Raw genomic sequence first — 24102 nt, forward strand, 5'->3', positions numbered from 1 at the left:
ACACCTTTTTTAACGCTGCCATTTTGCGCCTCCCCTATAGGACGCGCCTCGGATATTAAGACCTTAGCGGACCCTACAAGCCATGAATAAAAATCTGCGCTTCAGCCACAAGATCCTGCTTGCAGCCTCCCTTATCGTCATCGCCGCCTTCGCGTTGTTTACCCTTTACAACGACTACCTGCAGCGCAATGCGATTCGTGACGACCTCAATAACTACCTGCACGAAATGGGCGACGTTACCGCCAGCAATATCCAGACCTGGCTCACCGGGCGTATCGCCCTGGTGGAAAACGCTGCGCAAAACATTGCCATCAATCCTGAACCGTCCGTGGTTGCCAGCCTGCTGGAACAGAAAGCGCTGACGTCTTCGTTCATGGCGACCTACGTGGGTGACAGCCAGGGCACCTTCACCATTCGCCCTGACACCAAGATGCCCGACGGCTTCGACCCGCGTGTTCGCCCCTGGTACAAGGGCGCCCAGGCCAGCAATGGCTCAACCCTGACCGAACCTTATATAGACGCGGCCACCGGGCAACTGATCATCTCCGTGGCCACCCCCAGCGCCAAGGGCGGCCAAAGTATCGGTGTGGTAGGCGGCGACCTGAGCCTGCAAACCCTGGTGGATAACATTGGCGCGCTGGATTTCGGCGGCATGGGTTATGCCTTCCTGGTCAGTGCCGACGGCAAGGTGCTGGTGCACCCGGACAAAACCCTGGTGATGAAGACCCTGGCTGACGTGTATCCAAAGGACACGCCGAAGATCAGCAGCGACTTCAGCGAAGTACAAGCCAACGGCAAAACCAACATCGTGACCTTCACCCCGATCAAGGGCCTGCCATCGGTGAACTGGTACCTGGGTGTGTCGGTGGATAAAGCCAAGTCGTTCGCCATGCTCAGTGAGTTCCGCACATCAGCCGTGATCGCCACGATCATCGCGGTGGTGATCATCATCGCCTTGCTGGGCATGTTGATCCGCGTGCTGCTACAGCCGTTGCACCTGATGACCCGGGCCATGCAGGACATCGCCGACGGCGAGGGCGACCTGACCCGGCGCCTGATCATCCAGAACAACGATGAGTTCGGCACCCTGGGTACGGCCTTCAACCGCTTCGTGGAGCGCATCCACACCTCGATTCGCGAAGTCTCGTCAGCCACCGAGCAGGTCAATGAAGTGGCGCTGCGCGTGGTCAGCGCCTCCAATTCGTCGATGGTCAACTCCGACGAACAGGCCAACCGCACCAACAGCGTCGCCGCCGCCATCAACCAACTGGGTGCCGCCGCCCAAGAGATCGCGCGCAACGCTGCGCAAGCCTCCAATCAGGCCAGCGACGCCCGGCATTTGGCTGAAGACGGCCAGCAAGTGGTTGAGCGCAATATCAAGGCAATGACGCAGTTATCGAGCATGATCAGCGCCTCCAGCAGCAATATCGAAGCACTTAACAACAAAACAGTGAATATCGGCCAGATCCTGGAAGTGATCACCAGCATTTCCCAGCAAACCAACCTGCTGGCGCTCAACGCCGCCATCGAAGCGGCGCGCGCCGGGGAAGCCGGGCGTGGCTTTGCGGTGGTGGCCGATGAAGTGCGCAACCTGGCCCATCGCACTCAGGAATCGGCGCAACAGGTGCAAACGATGATCGAGGAGCTACAAGTGGGCGCGCGCGATTCGGTCAGTACCATGAGTGAAAGCCAGCGTCACAGCCTGGACAGCGTTGAAATCGCCAACCTGGCCGGTGAGCGCTTGAACAGCGTGACCCAGCGCATTGGCGAGATCGACGGCATGAACCAGTCGGTCGCCACCGCCACTGAAGAACAGACCTCGGTAGTGGAGTCGATCAACATGGACATCACCGAGATCAACACCCTCAATCAGGAAGGGGTGGAAAACCTGCAATCGACGCTGCGCGCCTGCTCGGACCTGGAACAACAGGCCTCGCGCCTGAAGCAATTGGTGGGTAGCTTCCGGATCTGAGGTCCCCCACCTTAATCCACCTGTAGGAGCGAGCAAGCTCGCTCCTACACAGTGCATTTTTCCGCTCCCGCCACCTTCATCCTGCGAATCTAAACCGAACATCTATCCTTACCTCAGGTCCATCTAGGGAGAGCAATGGATCGGAGGGATGTTCATCGTGCATATCGCTGACATAACCATGTTCTACGCCCCGGCAAGCGGTGGCGTACGCACTTACCTCGATGCCAAGCATCGACGTCTTGCGCTCAAGCCCGGGATTCGCCATAGCCTGTTGATCCCCGGCGCGCACTTGAGCGAACAGGACGGGGTCTTCAAAGTACCGGCCCCTGCCCTGCCCTTTGGCAAGGGTTACCGCTTCCCCCTTCGCCTGGCGCCCTGGCGAAATGTCCTGCACGATTTACAGCCCGATCTGATCGAAGTCGGCGATCCATACCTGACTGCCTGGGCAGCGCTGGATGCCCGGCGTCAGTTGGATGTGCCGGTCATCGGCTTCTACCACTCCGACCTGCCGCTGCTGGTGAGCAACCGCATGGGGCCCTGGTTTACTCCCAACGTTGAAGCCTATGTCAGCAAACTCTATGGGAATTTTGACCGAGTGCTCGCCCCCAGCCAGGTAATGGCCGACAAACTCAGTGGACTCGGGGTAAAAAACGTCTTCGTCCAACCTCTGGGGGTTGACCTGCACACCTTCACCCCGGATGCGCGCGACCCCGGCCTGCGTGCCGAACTGGGAATTGGCCAAGATACACGGCTGTTGATCTTCGCCGGACGCGGTTCCAAGGAGAAGAACCTGCCGGTACTGCTCAACTGCATGAAGCGCCTGGGCGAGGGCTACCACTTGTTGCTGGTGGGCTCCGGTATGCCAGCCAGCGTGCCGGACAATGTAACTGTGATAGATGGTTTCCGCCCCGCTCACCATGTCGCCCGGCTGATGGCCAGCGCCGACGCCTTGTTGCATGGCGGCGACCAGGAAACCTTCGGTCTGGTGATTCTGGAAGCCATGGCCAGTGGCATCCCGGTCGTCGCCGTCGCGGCCGGGGCCTTTACCGAGATTGTCGATGAGCGCTGTGGCCTGCTGTGTGCCCCCAACGACCCCAAGGCGATGGCCGATTCGGTGCGAGAACTGTTCAGCACCGACAGCCGGCGTTTGGGCGCCCAGGCTCGGCGCCATGTCGAGCAGCATTACGCGTGGGACACGGTGGTTGACAGCCTGCTGGGGCATTACCACGCGGTGCTGGGCAGTCATAAGCCGATGCTCGCCCATGGCTGAACCTGCGCTGATGCTGGTGCTGCACGACGTGGCACCGAGCACCTGGGCCGACTACCGGCCCTTTGTGGACGCCGTCGATGCCTTGGGCAACGTGCCCATCACCTGGCTGGTGGTGCCGGACTTCCATCACCATGATGCCCTGGCAGCCCACCGCGATTTTCGCCAGCTGCTCGACAGCCGCGTCGCCAAGGGCGACGAACTCGCCTTGCACGGCTATTACCACTGCGACGACCAACCTGCGCCGCGTTCGCCGAAAGAGTGGTTCATGCGGCGCATCTACACCCATGAAGGCGAGTTTTACCAGTTGTCCGAGGCCGAGGCGTTGCGGCGTCTTACTGCCGGCATCGAAATATTCCAGCGCAATGACTGGCCGTTGCACGGCTTTGTCGCCCCGGCCTGGTTGATGAGCGAAGGCACCCGCCAGGCGTTGCGCCAGTTACCGCTTTGCTACACCAGCGACCCGCAGCATCTTTATCGCCTGCCTGACTTCACCCCTATCGATGCCCCGGGTCTGGTCTGGAGTGCCCGCAGCGCCTGGCGCCGCAGGCTGTCCAAAGTGCTCAGCGACCGGCGCGAACAGCGCTGGCGCGAGGCCCCGCTGATCCGATTGGGATTGCACCCGGTGGACATGCGCCACGAGTTTTCCCGTCGTTACTGGCTGCAAACCCTGCAACGCCTGCTCAACGCGGGTCGTCGCCCCCACACCAAGGCCGCCTGGCTGAAGACGCAGTCATGGGCCGATTGATCTGGCTGCTGTTGGCCCTCTTGGTCGCACTGTTGATACCCGTATGGCTGGGCGGCGGCGAAACGGTTGCGCGCCTGCGGCAGTTTCCCTTGCCCCAACTAGTGGGGATGTTTGCCATGATTATCGGCTGCTGGCTGATCAACAGCCTGCGTCTGCGCCTGTTGCTGGGCGAGCAAGGCAGCCAACTGGGACGGCTCAAAAGCCTGGGGGCAGTGATATCGACCGAGTTCGCCATGTGCGCCACGCCCGGCGGCAGCGGCGGACCGCTGACCCTGATGGCGTTGTTGGCGCGCAATGGCATACGCCCTGCCCGTGCGAGCGCGGTATTCGCCATGGACCAGTTGAGCGATTTGCTGTTTTTTCTGTGCGCCTTGGCGGGAATCGTTTTGTATGCGCTGTTCCATAGCCTCAACCCGCGCCTGGAATGGTTGCTGGGGCTCAGTGTCATATCGATGATCGGCGGGATCATCAGTGGCCTGGCGGTGGTGCGTTTTCATCGTCGTCTGATTCGCCTGGCCGGCGCGATGCTCAAGGCCATTAGGGTAAGGGCCCCCACCCGTCGGCGCTGGGCTCGCAGGTTGCTGCGTTTTCTCGCGGCGTTCACTGCCACACTGAAATTACCCTGGCCCTTGTTGCTCGGTGTGTTCGCGCTGACCAGCCTGCATTGGTTGTTGCGCTACAGCGTGTTGTACCTGGCGCTGCGCGGTTTGGGCGGGGATGTGCAGTGGGCCTTGAGCTTCCTGATCCAGATGCTGTCCCTGACGGCGGGGCAGTTCAGTCTGTTGCCGGGCGGGGCGGGAGCGGCAGAGCTGACATCAGCGGCCTTACTGGCCCCCATGGTCGGCAAGTCCACTGCGGCAGCGGCAATCCTGATCTGGCGGGCGGTCACCTATTACTTCTATCTGCTGGCCGGCGCCCCGGTCTTTGTGCTGATGGTCGGCAAACCGCTGTTCAAGCGTCTTTTACAGGATCGACAGGCGGCTCGTCCTGCGCCTGCAGCTGTTCCCACAAACGGGCCGCATCGGGAAACTCAGTACCATCCTCGGCGCCCAGCGCCTGCGGGTCGTAGCGACTCAGACAACCCTCGCCCACCGTAGCGGGCGCCCTGGAGGTGGCTTTATCGAGTGGATCGGTCATAGAGGCCTCCTTGATAGCAGGAATAAAAAAGGGCCTGAGGAGTTTTACTCCCAGGCCCCTGCTTATTCAACCAAACCCGAACGATCAGAACACCACGGTCTTGTTGCCGTGTACCAATACCCGATCTTCCAGGTGGTAACGCAGGCCACGGGCCAGCACCATCTTCTCGACGTCCCGGCCAAACCGCACCATGTCTTCGATGCTGTCACTGTGGCTGACACGCACCACGTCCTGTTCGATGATCGGGCCGGCGTCCAGCTCTTCGGTGACGTAGTGGCACGTCGCGCCAATCAATTTCACGCCGCGCAGGGAAGCCTGGTGATACGGCTTGGCCCCAACAAACGATGGCAAGAAACTGTGATGGATATTGATCACCTTGCCGGCGTATTCGCGGCACAGTTCAGGTGGCAGGATCTGCATATAGCGCGCCAGCACCACCACATCCGCTTCGTGCTGCTTGACCAGGCGCGACACCTCGGCGAATGCCGGCTCCTTGTCTTGCGGGTTGACCGGTACGTGGTAATACGGGATGCCATGCCACTCGACCATGCTGCGCAGGTCGTCATGGTTGGAGATCACGCAGGCGATCTCGCAGTCCAGCTCGTCGCTGTGCCAGCGGTGCAGTAGATCTGCCAGGCAGTGGGATTCGCGGCTGGCCATCAGCACCACGCGTTTTTTCTGTTCCGTGTCGGTGATGTGCCAGGTCATCGAAAACTCTTCAGCGATGGGCGCAAACGCCTCGCGGAAAGCTTCCAGGCCAAAGGGTAGCGTATCGGCACGAATTTCGTGACGCATGAAAAACCAACCGCTGAGATCGTCCGAGTGATGGCTCGCCTCGGTGATCCAACCATTGTGGGAAGCCAGAAAGTTACTGACCTTGGCAACGATGCCAACCCGGTCCGGGCAAGCAATCACCAGCCGAAAAGTGCGCATTAGGGGGAAACTCCAGAACTTCGCAAAGGCCGCTATTCTAGCGATTGCGCAGAAAAACTGCAGTATTCCTTGCGCCTTATTCTGCAGCCGCCTGGTGGCAACAGCCCTTAATAGCGTAAGGCTTTACCATCGCTATATGACCGTACAACGGCACGCCCAGACAGTTAGCGAAAAATTAAGGTATTTATCTTTCGGCGTAACGGCTGCCAATTAACACTTTTGCATCGCTTTGCCACAAACATTCAATCTGCTTCACATAAATATTTTCTTAAATGTTTACTTGGTGAAATTGCCTGACTATTATTAGGCCACTCACCCTGTCAATCAGCGTTCTACATAAGGTAGTCCACATGTCCCTGATCAACGAATACCGCGCCACCGAAGAAGCAATCAAAGAGCTGCAAGCCCGTTTGAAGAACCTGTCCCAAGACGACAAGCTGCAAACCGAGCTGGAATTCGAAGGCAAACTGCGCACCCTGATGGGTGAATACTCCAAATCCCTGCGTGACATCATCGCGCTGCTGGATCCAGAGTCGAAAGTTAAAGCGCCGCGCGGCGCTGTAAAAACTACCGGCACCAAGCGTGCTCGCAAAGTCAAGCAATACAAAAACCCGCACAACGGCGAAGTGATTGAAACCAAAGGTGGCAACCACAAAACTCTGAAAGAGTGGAAAGCCAAGTGGGGCGGTGACGTAGTTGAAGGTTGGGCGACTCTGCTGGGCTAAGCCTGGTCGGACGTTCACCCGATACGCTACACATTAAAAACGCCAGCTTGCTGGCGTTTTTTATTGTCTGAATACTCAGCAATTACCGGCCTACAGGCTCAGGCGGGCCGCTAAAGAATCGGCATACTCCTGCCATTGATCCAGCACCTGGCACTGAAATGAGGTGGCACTAAGCGCCAACTCCTCGCGCGCCTGCTTAAATGCCATCAGGGTATTCGGTGCTCCCCACTGCGGATCTGACAAACGTTGCCGACAGAAAAGTCTCCAGCGTTGTTGTTCCTCTGTATTCAAGGTTTCAGGGAAGTTACGTGCGCGATAGCGAAATAATAATTCCGGCAAACGATGATCATCGAACGGCCACGATTGATGTGCTAATTGGGCGGGCTCTGCCATGCGAACTTGTTCACATAACCGGCGATCCCGATCGCCAATAAAACCATCGTAGAGCTGCTGCTCCGGGTCTGCATTCGAGGCAAAGTCTTCCTCGGCGTAAATGGCCGCCAACTTGTCGCGCCAAACTTCCTGTGCGTCAGTTAGCCGCAGCGCCCGCGCCTGATAGGTGTTCATATCCAGTTGCAGACGCTCGCGGTCTTGCGCACGCAACACCTTCAACGGTGCTACCACCGGGCAGCGGTTGATATGCAACAACTTGAGGGGCACCGGCAGTTCACCGTCCGCCAACTCATCACGGCGCGTATAGAGGCGCTCGCGCAAGGTCTGTGCATCCAGGTCCAGCAACCCCTGTGGGTCGAGCCCAAGGTCGCAGACGATCAACGCATTGCGGTTGCGCGGGTGCCAGGCCAGGGGCAAGACCACGCCCAGGTAATGGCGCTCGGCGGAAAAACGCCCGGAGATATGCACCATTGGTTGCAACAACCGCACCTCATCCATAACTCGCTGCTTGCTGCGCAGTTGAAATAACCACTCGTACAGCCTGGGCTGCTTTTGCCGAACCAATCGCGCCAGGGCGATGGTTGCACGCACATCAGATAACGCATCGTGTGCCTGACCATGGTCGATACCATTGGCGTGGGTCAGCCGCTCCAGCTTGAGCGTCACGCGCCCGTCCTGCTCAGGCCAGATAATGCCCTCCGGCCGCAGCGCATAGGCAGTGCGCATCACGTCGATCAAATCCCAACGGCTGTTACCGCCCTGCCACTCGCGCGCGTAAGGGTCGAAAAAATTGCGGTACAGGCTGTAGCGCGTCATTTCATCGTCAAACCGCAGCGTGTTGTAACCGGCGCCGCAGGTGCCTGGCGCGGCCAACTCGGCGTGCACCCGGGTCATGAAGTCGGCTTCGGCAAGGCCCTTCTGTGCCAGGACGCCTGGCGTGATACCGGTGATCGCGCACGCAGCCGGATGGGGCAGAATATCGTCGCCGGGCTGACAATAAAGATTGATCGGCGCACCGACCTCGTTGAGTTCGAGATCGGTGCGAATACCGGCTACCTGGAGCGGGCGATCGTTGCGCGGGTTGATACCGGTGGTTTCATAGTCGTACCAGAAAATCGAGGTCACGGGCTATTCCTGTGCTGAAGACCGACAAAGTCTAGGCGCTGCAAGGTGCCTGGGGCCAGCGATACCTTTACTGTATAAATATCCAGCAAAACCTTGAGTAGTTGCTTCCAGCGTCGACACTGCTAGCATCCGTGTCTCCTAACCACTTTGCACTGCCAGGGATCGCAATGCCGCCAGCTCCTTTGGATACCCATTACCAAATCGAGACCCCGGAGGGGATCGACCTGCCCTTGCGCCCTGCCGGCCTGCCATCCCGGGCATTGGCTTTTGCATTCGACCTGGGTGTGCGTGGCATCATCATGGGCATCCTGCTGGTGCCCCTGGCGCTGCTGGGCAATATTGGCATCGGGCTGGGGTCGCTGCTGCTGTTCCTGGTGAGCTGGTGGTACATGGTGCTGTTTGAAGTGCTCAACCAGGGCTGCTCGCCGGGCAAGCAGGTCATGGGCCTGCGGGTGGTGCAGGATGACGGCACCCCGATTGGCTGGTCGGCGTCGCTGATCCGCAACCTGCTGCGCTTTGTCGACATGCTGCCTTTTGGTTATTTCCTCGGTGCGATCAGCTGCCTGCAACACCCGCACTTCAAGCGTCTGGGCGATCTGGCCGCCGGCACACTGGTGGTCTACCGCGAACTACCGCTGGTGCGCCCGCGTATCCCTCAAGCCGCCGCGCTGCGGCTGCCCTTTGCACTGGAGTTGAGCGAACAGCGGGCCATCCTCGGTTTTGCCGAGCGCCAGGCCGAGCTGTCTGCCGAACGCGTGCAGGAACTGGCGGCGATCCTCGCCACGCCCCTGCAAGTGCCTCCGGCACGCGCCGTGGAGCAACTCAACGGTGTGGCCCGTGGCTTATTGGGGCCGACATGAAGCAGAGTCTTTTTGAAAGCCGCCACCAGCAGCAATGGCAAACCTACGCGCAGCAACTTGAGCAGTTGGAGCAAGGCAAAGCCAAGGCTGGCGGAGTGGCTGACTTCCCTCACCAGTATCGACGCCTGTGCCAACACCTGGCCCTGGCCCAACAGCGTGGCTACAGCAGCTACCTGGTAGACCGGCTGCAGCAACTGGCGCTGCGCGGCCATCAACAGTTGTATCGCCATCGCAGCCAACTGGCGGCCAAGATACTGGCGTTCCTGCTCGCCGATTTCCCATGCCTGGTACGCGAACAGTGGCGCTTCGTACTGATCGCCGGTCTGCTGTTCTTCGGCAGCCTGGTGGGCATTGCACTGCTGGTCTACCTGTTCCCCGACCTGATCTACAGCATCGTCAGCGCCCAACAGGTGGCCGAGATGCAGGGCATGTACGACCCCGCCGCCAGTCGTCTGGGGCGCGCTGCCGAGCGTGCAGCCAGCGAGGACTGGATGATGTTTGGCTATTACGTGATGCACAACATCGGCATCGCCTTCCAGACGTTTGCCGCCGGCCTGTTGTTTGGCCTGGGCAGCGTGTTCTTCCTGATTTTCAACGGCTTGGTCATCGGCGCTGTCTCAGGGCACCTGACCGACATTGGCTATGGTCAAACCTTCTGGTCATTCGTCATCGGTCATGGCGCATTCGAATTGAGCGCCATTGCGCTGGCCGGTGCCGCGGGTTTGCAATTGGGTTGGTCACTGATCGCTCCCGGGCGGCTGGCACGTAGCGAGGCCTTGCGCCTGGCAGCCCACAAAAGTGTGCGGATACTCTGCGGCGTCATGGTGTTTCTGCTGATCGCGGCGTTCATCGAAGCCTATTGGTCCTCCACCACCCACATCGAGCCCTGGCTCAAATACCTGGTAGGCACCGCGCTCTGGCTGCTGGTGGCCGTTTATCTGATCTTCGCCGGACGGACTCGCCATGCGCCTGACTGACGCCAGCGTGGTGATTCGCCCGCGTACTTCCTGGGAAGCCATGGACCTGGGCGTACTGATGGCCAGGGAACATCGTTTGCTGCTGATGGGCAGTTGGGCAATGGTGAGCCTGCCGGTGTTTATCTCGCTGACCGTGCTGCTGTGGAATTACCCGTCGCTGGCCATGTTTCTGTTCTGGTGGCTCAAGCCGGCCTTTGACCGCTTGCCGCTGTACATTCTTTCCAAAGCCCTGTTTGGCGAGCCCCCCCGTCTCAAACAGGCCGTTCGCCAGTGGCCGCAACTGCTCAAGGGCCAACTGTTCGCCAGCCTGACCTGGCGACGCCTGAGCATGAGCCGCAGCTTTACGTTGCCGGTAGGTCAACTTGAAGGCCTCGAGGGTCAGGCGCGGCAACAGCGCCTGGGGATATTGCTGCAACGTAACGCTGGTGCCGCCCGCTGGCTGACCATTATCGGCGTACACCTGGAAATCGGCCTGTGGTTCGGCGCCATGGCGCTGTTCTATTTATTCATCCCGCAGCAGCTGGAAATGGATTGGGACTGGCAACGCCTGGCACTGGCAACCAGCCCGAACGTGCTGTGGCTGGAGCACCTGGGCAATGCCTTTTACGCGCTGATCCTGGTGTTCTGGGAACCCATCTACGTTGCCTGTGGTTTCAGCCTGTACCTCAATCGTCGTACGGCTCTGGAAGCCTGGGACCTGGAGTTGGTATTGCGCCGTTTGCGTCAGCGCCTGAGCAGTGCTGCGTCGCTGTTGTTGCTGGTCGTCGGGCTGACGCTCATACCGTTCAGCCCACCCGCCATGGCCGATGAATCAACGGGCCATAAGCCACTCAATACCCAGGCTGCCAGTCAGTCCATCAAGGCACTGCTGGACAAGCCGCCCTTCAAGAATCCGGAAACCGTCACCCGTTATCGGTTTGGTGAAGAAAAAACACCGGTTAAAAGCACAGCCCGTGGCGACGGTAAATTACCCGGTTGGCTCCAGGCCTTACTCGACAACCTCAACAGCGATACCTTCAAGCCCCTCGCCAAAACCCTGGAAATACTATTGTGGAGCCTGGTGATTGGTGGGCTGGCCCTGGTGGTGTGGCGTTACCGTGAGTGGCTACGCACCTTTGTCAGCCGCAGCCGGCGCGCCCGCCCTGCAACCGCCACACCTACCCGCGCTCAGTTGTTCGGGCTTGAGCTGGGGCTCGATACATTGCCGCAAGACATCGCCAGCGCCGCCGAACAACTATGGCCCACTCAGCCAAGGCAAGCCCTTGGCCTGCTGTATCGCGGCCTGCTCAGCCGGCTGCTGCATGAATTCGACCTGCCGCTCAAAAGCGCCGACACCGAAGGCCAGGTGCTGGAGCGCGTTCGACACTTGCAACAACCGCAGTTGCTGGCGTTCAGTGACGAACTGACGCGTCACTGGCAAAACCTCGCTTATGGTCATCGCCTGCCGCCCTCCTCGACCCAACAAAAGCTGTGCAGCGATTGGCGCGCTCTGTTCAATGACGGAGCCAGCCAATGAACCGGCCATTATTGTGGGTGGCGCTGCTGCTGGTGTGCCTGCTGGGCATGGGTGGCTTGTACGCCTGGCATAAGGCAATCCCCTATGACGAAGTGGTGGATCGCGGCCCATCGCCGGATGCACTCGCCAATCCTTATCTGGCCGCCGAGCATTTCCTGCACCAGCAAGGCCTGGTGGTGGAACGCGCCAACGGCCTTGAACGGCTCGCGGACCTACCCGCCAAAGGTCATAGCCTGTTGCTGCTGGGGGAACGCAGCAACATGACCCCGCGCCAGGTCGAGCAACTGCTGGGTTGGACAAACGCCGGCGGGCACTTGCTGCTGGTCGCCGAGGCATTGTGGGACGAGGAGACCAGCAAGAGCGGCGACCTGCTGCTTGATCGCCTTGATATCCACCAGGCTTTGAGCGAAACCTTCGACGAACCGGCGCCTGCCCGTAAAAAGCCTGCGGCAGACTTGACCAGGCTTTATGTCGACAACGAAACCGCCCCGGCGTATTTCAGTTTTGACACCGACTTCAACCTCATCGACCCCAAACACCTGGCGCAGTTTTCCGCCAACAGCGCCCATTCAAGCCACCTGATGCAACTCAACCTGGGGCACGGCCGCGTCACTGTGATTACCGATAGCGACCTGTGGAAAACCCCAAGCATCGGCCAACACGATAACGCCTGGTTGCTGTGGTACCTGACCCAGGAGACTGACGTAACCTTGCTGTTCAACAGTGAAACGGACGATCTGTTTACCCTGTTGATTCGATATTTCCCACAGGCCCTCGTCGCCCTTGCGGCACTGGTTGCCCTGGCGCTATGGCAGGCCGCCTTGCGCCAGGGCCCGATCCAGGCACCGGCGCCCAAGGCACGTCGGCAGCTCCAGGAACATTTGAAGGCCAGCGCCGATTTCCTGCTGCGCCGCAGCGGCCAGGGCACCTTGCTGCAAGCCTTGCAGCACGACATCCTGCGCGCCGCCCGGCGACGCCATCCAGGCTTTGAGCATCTCGATACAGCAGAGCAGTGGCAGGTGCTGGAACACCTGACGCGACAACCCCCTCACATCATCAGCCAGGCGCTCGAACCACTGACGCAGAAACGGCTCTCCAGCGCCGACTTCAGCCGACAGGTTGCGTGCCTGCAAACCCTCAGGAATGCCTTATGAGCGACTCTCCAATGGCCACCGCCCTGACCGCCGAGAACCTGCAACGTGCCAGCCAGCAAGCCCAGGCCCTGCGTGTGGAATTGCGCAAGGCAGTGATTGGCCAGGATCAGGTGATTGACGATGTGCTCACCGCCTTGATCGCAGGCGGCCATGTACTGCTCGAAGGCGTACCCGGGCTCGGCAAGACCTTGCTGGTACGTGCCCTGTCCCGATGCTTTGGCGGTGATTTCGCCCGTATCCAGTTCACCCCGGACCTGATGCCCAGCGATGTCACCGGCCACGCCGTGTACGACCTGCAGACCGAACAGTTCAAACTGCGCAAGGGGCCATTGTTTACCCACCTGTTGCTGGCCGACGAAATCAATCGCGCCCCGGCCAAGACCCAGGCAGCGTTGCTCGAAGCCATGCAGGAACGCCAAGTCACCCTTGAGGGCGAGGCATTGCCCATCGGCGAGCCCTTCATGGTGCTGGCGACCCAGAACCCCATCGAGCAGGAAGGCACCTACCCGTTGCCCGAGGCCGAGTTGGACCGGTTCATGCTCAAGGTCCGCATGGACTACCCCGACGCCCAACAAGAACTGGACATGGTCCGCGAAGTGACGCGCTCATCCAGGGCAGACATGCTGGATGTGCAGCCGTTGCGCACTGTGCTGCAGGCCGAGGATGTGGTGCTGATGCAGCAGATCGCCAGTGATGTGCCCCTGGATGAACAGGTGCTCGATTACGCTGTGCGCCTGGCGCGCGCCACACGCAGTTGGCCAGGACTGACCATCGGTGCCGGGCCCAGGGCCTCTATCGCCCTGGTACGCGGCGGCCGTGCCCGGGCGCTGTTGCGTGGTGCAGAATTCGTGACACCCGATGACATCAAGGGCTGTGCCCTGGCAGTGCTGCGACATCGGGTACGCATTGCGCCGGAACTGGACATCGACGGCCTGGAGGTGGATCAGGTGCTCAAGCAGTTGCTGGATCAAGTAGCGGCGCCAAGGCAATGACACGCCCATGAAACCGACCCGTCTGCTCCTGATCTGGCTGGGTGTGCTGCTTGGCCTGAACACCTTGTTGGGCGCTTCCGTCGCGTTGCAGCTCAAGGTACCTGAAACCTTGCATTCAGTGGCCTGGGGCCTGCTGCTGGCTTTGCTGCTGCTGGCGCTGCTGGATGCCGCACGCTTGCACCGTCGCCCCACGGTGCGCGTCCACAGGAAACTGCCCGGCAGCCTGGCGCTGGGGCGCTGGGAAGAAGTGCGCCTGAGCCTGGAGCACGACTTTCCTCAGCCACTGACCGTGCAGGTATTCGATCACGTGCCCGATGGCCTGAGTGTGGATAACCTGCCTCAATCCATTGAATTGCGCCCCGGCGAGCGCGGCGAGTTGGGCTATCGCGTTCGCCCCTTGCGACGCGGACATTTCAGTTTCAGTCGCTGCGAACTTTGGCTGCCCAGCCCATTGGGGCTGTGGTCGGCACGGCGATGCATCGAAACCCACGACGCCACCCGGGTCTACCCGGATTTCGCCCGCTTGTATGGCGCGCAGTTGCTGGGTGTGGATAACTGGCTGAGCCAGTTGGGCGTGCGCCAACATCAACGCCGGGGATTAGGCCTGGAGTTTCATCAACTGCGCGAGTTTCGTGAAGGCGACAGCCTGCGCCAGATCGACTGGAAAGCCACCGCCCGTCAACGCACACCGATCGCCCGGGAATACCAGGACGAGCGCGACCAGCAAATCGTATTCATGCTCGATTGCGGCCAGCGCATGCGCAGCCAGGATGCCGAGCTATCTCATTTCGACCACGCCCTCAACGCCTGCCTGCTCTTGAGCTACGTCGCCCTGAGACAGGGCGACGCCGTGGGGTTGTGCACCTTTGCCAGCGACCAACCGCGCTACCTGAAGCCGGTCAAGGGCAGTGGCCAGTTGAACACTTTGCTCAATGCTGTCTACGATCTGGAGGCCACCCGAAACACCGCCGACTATGAGGCTGCCGCCCATCAATTGCTGGCACGCCAAAAACGCCGGGCACTGGTGATCATCATTACCAACCTGCGGGACGAGGATGATGAAGCGCTGATGAGCGCCGTCAAACGAATCGGTAGGCAACACCGCGTACTGGTGGCCAGCCTGCGAGAGGAAATCCTCGATCAACTGCGCCAGGCCCCTGTGCAAACATTGCCCGAAGCACTGGCCTACAGTGGCACCGTCGATTACCTCAACAGCCGAAACCAACTCCATGATCGCTTGAGCGCTCATGGGCTTTCAGTATTGGACACGTTGCCTTCAGAAATGGGCGCCACGCTGGTGACGCGCTACCTGGGATGGAAAAAAGCCGGGGTTTTCTAACTGCTGTGTTCAGACGGAGGCCTGTTGAGGATCAAAGCTGAAGTACTGCAACAGGGCATCAATCAATTGCCTGTACTCTTCGGATGCATTCTGCACCCGGAACCCGGAGTCATAGTGCTGAGGATTGACATCCTCATGACTCCATAAACAGGTCGCTGTGAGATCAATCGTCTGAAATTCGCCTTGTGCCGTTGGTACTTTCAGGCACAGCTCAAAATCCACATTGATCATCATGGGTAATTGGCTGATCAACATCAGCCCGTTTTCAGACACATTGCCCAAAAAACCGATTGGTTTGTCGGTGATACGGTTGAACACCTGCAAAAAGTAAGGCAATTGATGCCGTTCGATCCGTCGCGCAGTAAACATGATGAAAGTCGCCATCCAATAGCCAAAAGTCTGACTGTGCCAGTGATTCGGAGCGAGCAACCGCTCGCTCTCCCTGGATCCCGGTTTGACAACAGGTACCGCTCGTCACCAGACAGCTGCCAAATCCGGGCCTTGCATCCGTTCGAATGAAAACTTATACAAACAGACCTTCAAAGAATAGCCCAAGACTGGCAACGGGCCAGCCATGAAATGACAAATTTCATTACAACGACGCTGGCCGTGGTTTTGCGACGCCACCGCCCTGGTAATGCCCCAACTGCTGCAAGGTATCGAGCCGGGCGCGAGCGCGGTAGGCATACTCGCTCGACGGGTATTGGCTGATGATGAACTGATAGGTTTGTGCGGCATCGACAAACAGTTTCTGCCGCTCCAGGCACTGCCCGCGCAACATCGAAACCTCCGGTTGCACATAGCGACGGGTACGGCTTTCGCGATCGACCTGGGACAACTCCAGGGTGACACGTGCGCAGTCGCCCACCCCATAGGCACGGTAGGCGTTGTTCAAATGGTGGTCCATCGACCAGCGGGTACAGCCGACAACACTGACGGCCAGGGCAGCAACAAGCAAAATTCGCATGGGGGTTCTCCTGTCTTGTGCAGTGTATCGACCCCCGGGCGAAAATCTTCAAGGCTGTTTGCCCATCCAACTGCAGCAAAAACAAAGGCAATCGTCGATAAGTAGTGCAAACGAACAATGACTACAACGAAAGAGCATAGTAGCCTTCCCCAGCGCTTGAACTCAGGAGTCTGTGCATGTCCGTCCGTCGTACCAAAATCGTCGCCACCCTTGGCCCGGCCAGCAACTCGCCGGAAGTCCTCGAACAGCTGATTCTGGCTGGTTTGGACGTCGCCCGTCTGAACTTCTCCCACGGCACCCCGGACGAGCACAAGGCTCGCGCCAAGCTGGTGCGTGACCTTGCCGCCAAGCATGGCCGCTTCGTCGCATTGCTGGGTGACCTGCAAGGCCCGAAAATCCGTATCGCCAAATTCGCCAACAAGCGGATCGAGCTGAAGATCGGTGACAAGTTCACCTTCTCCACCAGCCACCCGCTGACCGAAGGCACCCAGGACGTTGTCGGTATCGACTACCCCGACCTGGTCAAGGATTGCGGCGTCGGTGACGAACTGCTGCTGGACGACGGTCGCGTGGTCATGCGCGTCGACACTGCGACCCCGACCGAGTTGCACTGCACCGTGATCATCGGTGGCCCGCTGTCCGACCATAAAGGCATCAACCGCCGCGGTGGCGGCCTGACAGCGCCGGCCCTGACTGAAAAAGACAAGGCCGACATCAAGCTCGCCGCCGAAATGGAAGTCGACTACCTCGCGGTGTCCTTCCCTCGCGACGCCGCCGACATGGAATACGCCCGTAAACTGCGCGACGAAGCCGGCGGTACCGCCTGGCTGGTAGCGAAGATCGAACGTGCCGAAGCCGTGGCCGACGACGAAACCCTCGACGGTCTGATCAAGGCTTCCGACGCCGTGATGGTTGCCCGTGGCGACCTGGGTGTGGAAATCGGTGACGCCGAGCTGATCGGTATCCAGAAGAAGATCATCCTGCACGCACGCCGCCACAACAAGGCGGTGATCGTCGCGACCCAGATGATGGAGTCGATGATCCAGAACCCGATGCCGACCCGCGCCGAAGTGTCCGACGTGGCCAACGCCGTGCTCGACTACACCGACGCCGTGATGCTCTCGGCTGAAAGTGCCGCCGGCCCGTACCCGCTGGAAGCCGTCCAGGCCATGGCACGCATCTGCGTCGGCGCCGAAAAGCACCCGACCAGCAAGACCTCCAGCCACCGCATTGGCAAGGTCTTCGAAAGCTGCGACCAGAGCATCGCCCTGGCAGCCATGTACACCGCCAACCACTTCCCGGGCGTTAAAGCGATCATCGCCTTGACCGAAAGTGGCTACACGCCGTTGATCATGTCGCGCATTCGCTCCTCGGTGCCAATCTACGCGTTCACCCCGCACCGCGAAGCCCAGGCCCGCGCGGCCATGTTCCGTGGCGTATACACCATCCCGTTCGACCCGGCATCGCTGGCACCGAACGAAGTCAGCCAGAAGGCTATCGACGAATTGGTCAAGCGCGGCGTCGTGGAGAAAGGCGACTGGGTCATCCTGACCAAGGGCGACAGCTACCACACCACCGGTGGCACCAATGGCATGAAGATCCTGCATGTGGGCGACCCACAGGTCTGAGTGACAGGCTGAAAAAACAAAAGCCCCGCCATGAGAATGGCGGGGGTTTTTTCATTTCAAATGCCGGCTGAGGTGTTGAACCGTCGGGCCTCATCGGGAGCAAGCCCCCTCTCACAGTTAACCGCGTACACCCGCAAAGCCTGTACTCGACAGTCAGCACTCAACCACGGGGCAGGAACACATCGGCCAACAGTTGATTACGCGGCAGCCCCGCCAGAAACAAGCGCTTGGAAAAGGCTTCGACGCTGGCAGGATGCCCGCAGACCAAGGCCAAGGTTTGTCGCGAAGCAAGCCTCAGTTGCCCCAATGCCTGGGCCAACTCATCTGCGGTCCATAACTCCACCACAAGGTTCTGATGCTGCGCGGCCAGCGCCGCCAGGGGTTCGGCCAGGTAGTGAGCCTGGGCATCATGGGCCAGGTGAATGACACGGATGGCACCCTGGTGATCCTGGCGCAACGCTTCGCGCAACACACCCCACAACGGACCCAGCCCAGTGCCGGAGGCCAGCAGCCACAAGGGCCGGGCTTGCCAGTCAGGGTCGTAGTGCAACGCCCCGCCGCGCAACTCGCCCAAGCGTAACGGCTCACCGACCTTGAAGTGGCGAGCAGCATCGCTGAATTCCCCGGGTTGACGGCAATCGATATGAAACTCCAGGTACGGGTCCTGCTGGGGCACGCTCGCCAGGGAATAGGGGCGTGCCACCTGCCCTGCCCACAACACCAGATGCTGCCCGGCGCGGTACCGCAGGCCACGCTCGGGTTGAAGGCGCAGGCGCAGCACCGTCGGACTCAGCCAATCGGCACCCTCCACCCGCGCAGGCAGGCCATCACGCAACGGATCAAACGCCTCGACCCTCAGATCAGCGCTGATCCGGCACTGACACGCCAGGCGCCACCCGTCCTGGCGTTGCGCCGAGCTCAGCGCGTCAGGCTGCTGGTCGTCGACTTCGCCCTGGCAACGCACCAGGCACGCATGGCAACTGCCGGCCCGGCAACTGTAGGGCACGGCCACACCTGCCTGATTCAAGGCATCCAGCAGGTTGCTGCCGGTGGTGACCGGCCAGTGGCGTTCGCCGACGTACAGTTCAGGCATATCAGGGTCTCAAGCATAAGGAGCGCGCACAGGGAATCATGCCTGCGACAGTTTGACCATAGTCGGGTGTATCGGCCACCGTGCCGGGTTATACTGCCGCGCCTTTTTAGCGTCGCGCCTGCACCACTTTGGCGTGCCTTGGAAAGGTGGGCTCAGCCGACCGATGCAGCACTGAACCCACCTTTATTGAATGTTCCCTTATAGAGGAGCGCGACTCATGACCGTGATCAAGCAAGACGACCTGATTCAGAGCGTTGCCGACGCCCTGCAATTCATTTCCTACTACCACCCCGTTGATTTCATCCAGGCCATGCACGAAGCCTACCTGCGCGAAGAATCGCCGGCGGCCCGTGACTCCATCGCCCAGATCCTGATCAACTCGCGCATGTGTGCCACCGGCCATCGCCCGATCTGCCAGGACACCGGTATCGTCACCGTGTTCGTGCGCGTAGGCATGGATGTGCGCTGGGACGGCGCCACCATGGGCCTGGACGACATGATCAACGAAGGCGTGCGTCGCGCCTACAACCTGCCGGAAAACGTTCTGCGTGCCTCGATCCTCGCCGACCCGGCAGGCGCGCGCAAGAACACCAAGGACAACACCCCTGCGGTGATCCACTACTCCATCGTCCCGGGTAACACCGTGGAAGTGGACGTGGCGGCCAAGGGCGGCGGTTCCGAAAACAAGTCGAAAATGGCTATGCTCAACCCGTCCGACTCGATCGTCGACTGGGTGCTCAAGACCGTTCCGACCATGGGTGCCGGCTGGTGCCCACCAGGTATGCTCGGCATCGGCATCGGCGGCACTGCCGAGAAAGCCGCGGTAATGGCCAAGGAAGTGTTGATGGAATCCATCGACATCCACGAGCTGAAAAAGCGCGGCCCGCAGAACCGTATCGAAGAGATGCGCCTGGAGCTGTTCGAGAAGGTCAACCAACTGGGCATCGGCGCCCAGGGCCTGGGTGGCCTGACCACCGTGCTCGACGTGAAGATCATGGACTACCCGACTCACGCCGCGTCCCTGCCGGTGTGCATGATCCCCAACTGCGCCGCCACCCGTCACGCGCACTTCGTGCTCGACGGTTCGGGCCCGGCGTCGCTGGAAGCGCCATCGCTGGACGCCTACCCGGAAATCGTCTGGGAAGCCGGCCCATCGGCCCGCCGCGTCAACCTCGATACCCTGACCCCGGAAGAAGTGCAGAGCTGGAAGCCGGGCGAAACCGTATTGCTCAACGGCAAGATGCTCACCGGTCGCGACGCGGCGCACAAGCGCATGGTCGAGATGCTGAACAAGGGCGAAACCCTGCCGGTGGACCTCAAGGGCCGCTTTATCTACTACGTCGGCCCGGTTGATCCGGTGCGCGAGGAAGTGGTTGGCCCAGCGGGCCCGACCACCGCGACGCGGATGGACAAGTTCACCCGTCAGATCCTCGAGCAGACCGGCCTGTTGGGCATGATCGGCAAGTCCGAGCGCGGCCCTACCGCTATCGAAGCGATCAAGGACCACAAGGCCGTGTACCTGATGGCCGTGGGCGGCGCCGCCTACCTGGTGGCCCAAGCGATCAAGAAGTCCCGCGTGGTGGCGTTCGCCGAGCTGGGCATGGAAGCCATCTACGAGTTCGACGTGAAAGACATGCCGGTCACCGTTGCAGTCGATAGCAACGGCGAATCGGTACACATCACCGGTCCTGCCATCTGGCAGAAAAAGATCAGTGAGAGCCTGGCGGTGGAAGTGCAGTAAGCGCTTTCTCCACAAGCATAAAGGCGACTGCGGCCCATGGCCCAGTCGCCTTTTTTATACCTGAAGCGATTGCCATGGCGAACGCTGTCAAATGTGGGAGCTGGCTTGCCTGCGATGACATCAATTCGGTGTGACTGAAGCACCGAGGTGTCTGCATCGCAGGCAAGCCAGCTCCCACACAAGCTCGTTCGCCACAAGATCCAGACAGCTCATGCTATGGTGCTCGCCCCTCACTGTGCCTGCTCATCATCGTATGATCGTGATCCCTCGCCCTCTGCGTCTGACGTTTTACTCGTTGCTGATCATCGCCGGCGCAGTGCTGGCCGCCGCCTTGGCCACCCGCCATGCCGAGCGCCAGGCCCTGGTGGATGAAGCCGCTCGAGCCAATCAACAGCTGGCGTTGTATGCCAACTCGCTGCATACCTTGATCGAACGCTACCGCGCCCTCCCCGCCGTGCTGGCGCTGGATTCGGAAATGATCAGCGCGCTGAAGGGCCCACTCGATAGCGCCACCCAGGATGTACTCAATCGCAAGCTCGAACGCATCAACGGCGCCGCCCAGTCCTCCACTCTGGAGCTGATGGACCGCACCGGCCTGGCGGTAGCCGCCAGCAACTGGAATTTGCCCAGCAGCTATGTCGGCCACAATTACGCGTTCCGCCCGTATTTCAGCCAGACCTTGAGCCAAGGCACCGGGCGCTTTTACGCGGTGGGGGTGACGACCGGCATTCCGGGGTATTTCCTGTCCAGCGCGGTGGTCGATGAACACGAGCAGTTCCTCGGCGCCATGGTGGTCAAGCTGGAGTTTCCCGAACTGGAACGCGAATGGGCTCAGGGCAATGACTTGCTGCTGGTCAGCGATGCACGCGGCATTGTGTTTATCGCCAACCAGCCGGGCTGGCGTTATCGCAACCTGCGGCCGCTATCAGAGAGTGACCTGGCGGAACTCAAGGCCACTCGCCAATACGACAAGAAGCAGCTGCAACCATTGGAGACCCAGACCCTGCAGCGCTTCGACGACAACAGCCACCTGATGCGCGTCAACGGCCCGGACGGCAGCGCCAACTACATCTGGGAATCCCTGCCACTGAAAGCCGAAGGCTGGACCCTGCACCTGCTGCGCAAACCGCAGTTCCCGTTTGAAGACCAACGCAATGCCGGCCTCGCCGCCGCCGGGTCCTGGCTGGCGCTGGTGTTTCTTGTGCTGTTCCTGAGTCAACGCTGGCGCCTGGCTCGCCTTCGCCAACGCAGCCGCGAAGAACTCGAACACTTGGTAGAAGAACGCACCCAGGCCCTGCGCACCGCCCAGGATGGCCTGGTTCAATCAGCCAAACTGGCGGCGCTGGGGCAGATGTCCGCCGCCCTTGCCCATGAGATCAATCAACCGCTGACCGCACAACGCATGCAGCTGGCCACCCTGCGGCTGTTGCTCGACCATGGCCGTGTGGACGACGCCTACAAGGCGCTCACGCCGTTGGATGACATGCTGACGCGCATGGCCGCGCTGACCGGCCACCTCAAGACCTTCGCACGCAAAAGCCCCAGCGGCCTGCGCGAACGCCTGGATCTGGCCACCGTGGTCGACCAGTCCCTGCACCTGCTTGACGCGCGCCTACGCGATGAGGCCATCGGCGTGGTGCTGGACCTGGCCCGCCCGGCTTGGGTACGCGGCGATGCGATTCGCTTGGAACAGGTGCTGATCAACCTACTGCGCAACGCCCTGGACGCCATGGCCGACAAGCCGCACAAACGCCTGGAAATCCGTCTGCACGCCGATCAGCAGCTGTGGCAGTTGAGCGTCAGCGACAGCGGTGGCGGGATTGCCGAAGAACATTTGAACAACGTATTCGACCCGTTCTTCACCACCAAACCGGTGGGTGACGGGCTCGGCTTGGGCCTGGCGGTGTCCTACGCTATCGTGCATGAATTGGGCGGGCGCCTGATCGCCGGCAATCTTGGCGACGGCGCAGTCTTTACCCTGACCCTGCCCGTCGCGCTGGAGACACCTGACCTATGTTGAACGCAGTGATTGTGGTGGATGACGAAGCCAGCATTCGTACGGCCGTCGAGCAGTGGCTGAGCCTGTCGGGGTTTGACGTTCAGTTGTACAGCCGTGCCGAGGAATGCCTGGCGCACCTGCCGAAGGACTTCCCCGGGGTGATCTTGAGCGATGTGCGTATGCCCGGGCTCAGTGGCCTTGAATTGCTGGCCGAGGTACAGCGGCGCGATGCCGACTTGCCGGTGATTTTGCTCACCGGCCATGGTGACGTGCCGATGGCCGTCGAAGCCATGCGCGACGGCGCCTACGACTTCCTGGAAAAACCCTTCAGCCCGGATGCCCTGCTCAACAGCCTGCGTCGGGCGCTGGACAAGCGCGGCCTGATCCTGGAAAACCGTCGCCTGCACCAACAGGCCGATCACCGTGCACAACTGGAATCCAGCCTGTTGGGGGTGTCCAAGGGCCTGCAAACCCTGCGTCGCCAGGTGCTGGACCTGGCGACACTGCCGGTCAATGTGTTGATCCGTGGCGAGACCGGCAGCGGTAAAGAACTGGTTGCCCGCTGCCTGCATGATTTCGGCCCACGAGCCAAAAAGCCGTTTGTGGCGCTCAATTGCGCGGCTATCCCCGAGCAATTATTTGAAGCCGAGCTGTTCGGCCACGAAAGCGGCGCCTTCACCGGCGCCCAGGGCAAGCGTATCGGCAAGCTGGAGTACGCCCATGGCGGCACCGTGTTCCTCGACGAAATTGAAAGCATGCCCCTGGCGCAACAGGTAAAACTGCTGCGCGTGTTGCAAGAGCAGAAGTTGGAGCGATTGGGTTCCAACCAGAGCATCAATGTCGACCTGCGCATCATCGCCGCTACCAAGCCGGACCTGCTCGAAGAAGCACGCGCCGGGCGTTTTCGCGAGGACCTGGCTTATCGCCTGAACGTCGCACAACTGCGCCTGCCGCCCCTGCGCGAGCGTCGCGAAGACATTCCGTTGTTGTATGAGCATTTCGCCCAAAGCGCTGCCGAACGTTTGGGCCGCCATCTTGAGCCATTGAGTGGGCCGCAGCTGAGTCGCCTGCTCAGCCATGACTGGCCGGGCAACGTACGTGAACTGGCCAACGTCGCCGAGCGCCAGGTGCTGGGGCTTGGAGAGCCTGAACCTGAAGGTATTGAACCTGGGCAATCGCTGGCCGCGCAGCAGGAGGCTTTCGAGGCGCATTGCCTGAAAGCCGCGCTGACCCGGCATAAAGGCGATATCAAAGCGGTGCTGGCCGAGCTGCAACTGCCGCGTCGGACCTTTAATGAAAAGATGCAGCGGCATGGGTTGGTGCGGGAAATGTTCCTCTGATCCTGCTTATGTAGCTCGCGAAGGGTCCAGCAGCCATAAGCGGATTTCCGCTCATCCCGCAAAAATCATCGGCGACTTTCCGCTCAAAAAAACCTCGCAACCCTTCTATTCCGGGCCTTCATCCACTTGGCACAGCTTCTGCTATAGCCCAAGCCAGGCAGTGCTCAAGCACGCTCCATAAAAACAACTAGATGAA

At 60.5% G+C, this 24102-nt stretch carries 20 protein-coding genes; 15 read left to right on the forward strand and 5 right to left on the reverse strand.

What is annotated here, in order from left to right; all coding sequences use genetic code 11:
- The first annotated feature begins 82 nt into the window (after positions 1-82).
- The 4 genes from E4O97_RS22700 (at position 83) to E4O97_RS22715 (ending at position 5084) form a co-directional block, all read left to right on the forward strand.
- Positions 83-1972: a methyl-accepting chemotaxis protein gene (locus E4O97_RS22700; RefSeq protein WP_103734708.1), complete on the forward strand. Its 1890-nt coding sequence runs from the start codon at positions 83-85 to the stop codon at positions 1970-1972.
- Positions 1973-2120: 148 nt separating this feature from the next.
- Entirely contained in the window at positions 2121-3242 is a 1122-nt protein-coding gene (locus E4O97_RS22705; protein ID WP_248130778.1) for a glycosyltransferase family 1 protein, read from the forward strand.
- Positions 3235-3987, forward strand: a complete 753-nt coding sequence (locus E4O97_RS22710) for a polysaccharide deacetylase family protein (RefSeq protein ID WP_248130776.1) — start codon at positions 3235-3237, stop codon at positions 3985-3987. Before E4O97_RS22705 ends, E4O97_RS22710 begins: the two co-directional genes overlap by 8 nt.
- A complete protein-coding gene (locus tag E4O97_RS22715) occupies positions 3975-5084 on the forward strand; it encodes a lysylphosphatidylglycerol synthase transmembrane domain-containing protein (protein WP_248130774.1) in 1110 nt (369 codons plus the stop codon). Before E4O97_RS22710 ends, E4O97_RS22715 begins: the two co-directional genes overlap by 13 nt.
- Before the next feature lie 124 nt (positions 5085-5208).
- Here E4O97_RS22715 and purU read toward each other — a convergent pair whose 3' ends face one another.
- Positions 5209-6057: a formyltetrahydrofolate deformylase gene (gene purU / locus E4O97_RS22720; protein ID WP_005790961.1), complete on the reverse strand. Its 849-nt coding sequence runs from the start codon at positions 6055-6057 to the stop codon at positions 5209-5211.
- Between the two features lie 350 nt (positions 6058-6407).
- On the opposite strand from purU, the gene mvaT reads away from it, so the two are divergent.
- A complete protein-coding gene (mvaT, locus tag E4O97_RS22725) occupies positions 6408-6782 on the forward strand; it encodes a histone-like nucleoid-structuring protein MvaT (protein WP_005790963.1) in 375 nt (124 codons plus the stop codon).
- Between the two features lie 90 nt (positions 6783-6872).
- Here mvaT and sbcB read toward each other — a convergent pair whose 3' ends face one another.
- Positions 6873-8300: an exodeoxyribonuclease I gene (gene sbcB / locus E4O97_RS22730; protein ID WP_032879684.1), complete on the reverse strand. Its 1428-nt coding sequence runs from the start codon at positions 8298-8300 to the stop codon at positions 6873-6875.
- 167 nt (positions 8301-8467) lie between these two features.
- Between sbcB and E4O97_RS22735 the strand changes: the two genes are divergently transcribed.
- From E4O97_RS22735 to E4O97_RS22760, 6 genes are read left to right on the forward strand one after another with little or no spacing between them, the layout of a single operon-like run.
- Positions 8468-9160, forward strand: a complete 693-nt coding sequence (locus tag E4O97_RS22735) for an RDD family protein (protein WP_248162320.1) — start codon at positions 8468-8470, stop codon at positions 9158-9160.
- Complete coding sequence (locus E4O97_RS22740; RefSeq protein ID WP_103734702.1) at positions 9157-10137, forward strand: stage II sporulation protein M; 981 nt, start codon at positions 9157-9159, stop codon at positions 10135-10137. The genes E4O97_RS22735 and E4O97_RS22740 overlap by 4 nt, the downstream gene beginning before the upstream one ends.
- Positions 10124-11653, forward strand: a complete 1530-nt coding sequence (locus tag E4O97_RS22745; RefSeq protein ID WP_248162321.1) for a DUF4129 domain-containing protein — start codon at positions 10124-10126, stop codon at positions 11651-11653. Before E4O97_RS22740 ends, E4O97_RS22745 begins: the two co-directional genes overlap by 14 nt.
- A complete protein-coding gene (locus E4O97_RS22750; RefSeq protein WP_248162322.1) occupies positions 11650-12807 on the forward strand; it encodes a DUF4350 domain-containing protein in 1158 nt (385 codons plus the stop codon). The genes E4O97_RS22745 and E4O97_RS22750 overlap by 4 nt, the downstream gene beginning before the upstream one ends.
- On the forward strand, positions 12804-13799 hold the full coding sequence (locus E4O97_RS22755) for a MoxR family ATPase (protein ID WP_078822203.1): 996 nt from the start codon (positions 12804-12806) through the stop codon (positions 13797-13799). Before E4O97_RS22750 ends, E4O97_RS22755 begins: the two co-directional genes overlap by 4 nt.
- 7 nt (positions 13800-13806) lie before the next feature.
- Positions 13807-15138: a DUF58 domain-containing protein gene (locus tag E4O97_RS22760; RefSeq protein ID WP_248162323.1), complete on the forward strand. Its 1332-nt coding sequence runs from the start codon at positions 13807-13809 to the stop codon at positions 15136-15138.
- Between the two features lie 9 nt (positions 15139-15147).
- On the opposite strand, the gene E4O97_RS22765 is transcribed toward E4O97_RS22760, so the two are convergent.
- Both E4O97_RS22765 and E4O97_RS22770 read right to left on the reverse strand, forming a co-directional pair.
- A complete protein-coding gene (locus tag E4O97_RS22765; RefSeq protein WP_032881230.1) occupies positions 15148-15507 on the reverse strand; it encodes a PilZ domain-containing protein in 360 nt (119 codons plus the stop codon).
- Positions 15508-15730: 223 nt separating this feature from the next.
- Positions 15731-16105: a hypothetical protein gene (locus tag E4O97_RS22770; protein ID WP_103734699.1), complete on the reverse strand. Its 375-nt coding sequence runs from the start codon at positions 16103-16105 to the stop codon at positions 15731-15733.
- Between the two features lie 176 nt (positions 16106-16281).
- Between E4O97_RS22770 and pyk the strand changes: the two genes are divergently transcribed.
- The gene (gene pyk / locus E4O97_RS22775; protein WP_005790976.1) at positions 16282-17733 is read left to right on the forward strand and encodes a pyruvate kinase; all 1452 of its coding nucleotides are present in this window, start codon (positions 16282-16284) and stop codon (positions 17731-17733) included.
- A gap of 160 nt (positions 17734-17893) precedes the next feature.
- On the opposite strand, the gene E4O97_RS22780 is transcribed toward pyk, so the two are convergent.
- Complete coding sequence (locus E4O97_RS22780; RefSeq protein ID WP_248092580.1) at positions 17894-18826, reverse strand: iron-sulfur-binding ferredoxin reductase; 933 nt, start codon at positions 18824-18826, stop codon at positions 17894-17896.
- A 217-nt stretch (positions 18827-19043) separates the two neighbouring features.
- Here E4O97_RS22780 and E4O97_RS22785 point away from each other — a divergent pair, with 217 nt between their 5' ends.
- The 3 genes from E4O97_RS22785 (at position 19044) to E4O97_RS22795 (ending at position 23906) form a co-directional block, all read left to right on the forward strand.
- Positions 19044-20567 (forward strand): fumarate hydratase, encoded by a 1524-nt coding sequence (locus tag E4O97_RS22785; RefSeq protein ID WP_032879675.1) that lies wholly within the window; start codon positions 19044-19046, stop codon positions 20565-20567.
- Between the two features lie 253 nt (positions 20568-20820).
- Positions 20821-22587 carry an ATP-binding protein gene (locus E4O97_RS22790; protein WP_248130768.1) on the forward strand — a complete coding sequence of 589 codons (1767 nt, stop codon included), beginning with the start codon at positions 20821-20823 and terminating at the stop codon, positions 22585-22587.
- A complete protein-coding gene (locus tag E4O97_RS22795; protein WP_032879673.1) occupies positions 22581-23906 on the forward strand; it encodes a sigma-54 dependent transcriptional regulator in 1326 nt (441 codons plus the stop codon). Before E4O97_RS22790 ends, E4O97_RS22795 begins: the two co-directional genes overlap by 7 nt.
- Positions 23907-24102 lie beyond the last annotated feature (196 nt).

Origin of the sequence: Pseudomonas sp. W15Feb34 (assembly GCF_023127765.1) — a bacterium.
Classification (GTDB): Bacteria; Pseudomonadota; Gammaproteobacteria; order Pseudomonadales; family Pseudomonadaceae; genus Aquipseudomonas; species Aquipseudomonas synxantha_A.

Coding starts and splice junctions, on each gene's coding strand:
- E4O97_RS22700 (WP_103734708.1), top strand. CDS start 83: ATGAATAAAAATCTGCGCTTCAGCCACAAGATCCTGCTTGCAGCCTCC.
- E4O97_RS22705 (WP_248130778.1), top strand. CDS start 2,121: ATGTTCATCGTGCATATCGCTGACATAACCATGTTCTACGCCCCGGCA.
- E4O97_RS22710 (WP_248130776.1), top strand. CDS start 3,235: ATGGCTGAACCTGCGCTGATGCTGGTGCTGCACGACGTGGCACCGAGC.
- E4O97_RS22715 (WP_248130774.1), top strand. CDS start 3,975: ATGGGCCGATTGATCTGGCTGCTGTTGGCCCTCTTGGTCGCACTGTTG.
- purU (WP_005790961.1), bottom strand. CDS start 6,057: ATGCGCACTTTTCGGCTGGTGATTGCTTGCCCGGACCGGGTTGGCATC.
- mvaT (WP_005790963.1), top strand. CDS start 6,408: ATGTCCCTGATCAACGAATACCGCGCCACCGAAGAAGCAATCAAAGAG.
- E4O97_RS22735 (WP_248162320.1), top strand. CDS start 8,468: ATGCCGCCAGCTCCTTTGGATACCCATTACCAAATCGAGACCCCGGAG.
- E4O97_RS22740 (WP_103734702.1), top strand. CDS start 9,157: ATGAAGCAGAGTCTTTTTGAAAGCCGCCACCAGCAGCAATGGCAAACC.
- E4O97_RS22745 (WP_248162321.1), top strand. CDS start 10,124: ATGCGCCTGACTGACGCCAGCGTGGTGATTCGCCCGCGTACTTCCTGG.
- E4O97_RS22750 (WP_248162322.1), top strand. CDS start 11,650: ATGAACCGGCCATTATTGTGGGTGGCGCTGCTGCTGGTGTGCCTGCTG.
- E4O97_RS22755 (WP_078822203.1), top strand. CDS start 12,804: ATGAGCGACTCTCCAATGGCCACCGCCCTGACCGCCGAGAACCTGCAA.
- E4O97_RS22760 (WP_248162323.1), top strand. CDS start 13,807: ATGAAACCGACCCGTCTGCTCCTGATCTGGCTGGGTGTGCTGCTTGGC.
- E4O97_RS22765 (WP_032881230.1), bottom strand. CDS start 15,507: ATGTTTACTGCGCGACGGATCGAACGGCATCAATTGCCTTACTTTTTG.
- E4O97_RS22770 (WP_103734699.1), bottom strand. CDS start 16,105: ATGCGAATTTTGCTTGTTGCTGCCCTGGCCGTCAGTGTTGTCGGCTGT.
- pyk (WP_005790976.1), top strand. CDS start 16,282: ATGTCCGTCCGTCGTACCAAAATCGTCGCCACCCTTGGCCCGGCCAGC.
- E4O97_RS22780 (WP_248092580.1), bottom strand. CDS start 18,826: ATGCCTGAACTGTACGTCGGCGAACGCCACTGGCCGGTCACCACCGGC.
- E4O97_RS22785 (WP_032879675.1), top strand. CDS start 19,044: ATGACCGTGATCAAGCAAGACGACCTGATTCAGAGCGTTGCCGACGCC.
- E4O97_RS22790 (WP_248130768.1), top strand. CDS start 20,821: ATGATCGTGATCCCTCGCCCTCTGCGTCTGACGTTTTACTCGTTGCTG.
- E4O97_RS22795 (WP_032879673.1), top strand. CDS start 22,581: ATGTTGAACGCAGTGATTGTGGTGGATGACGAAGCCAGCATTCGTACG.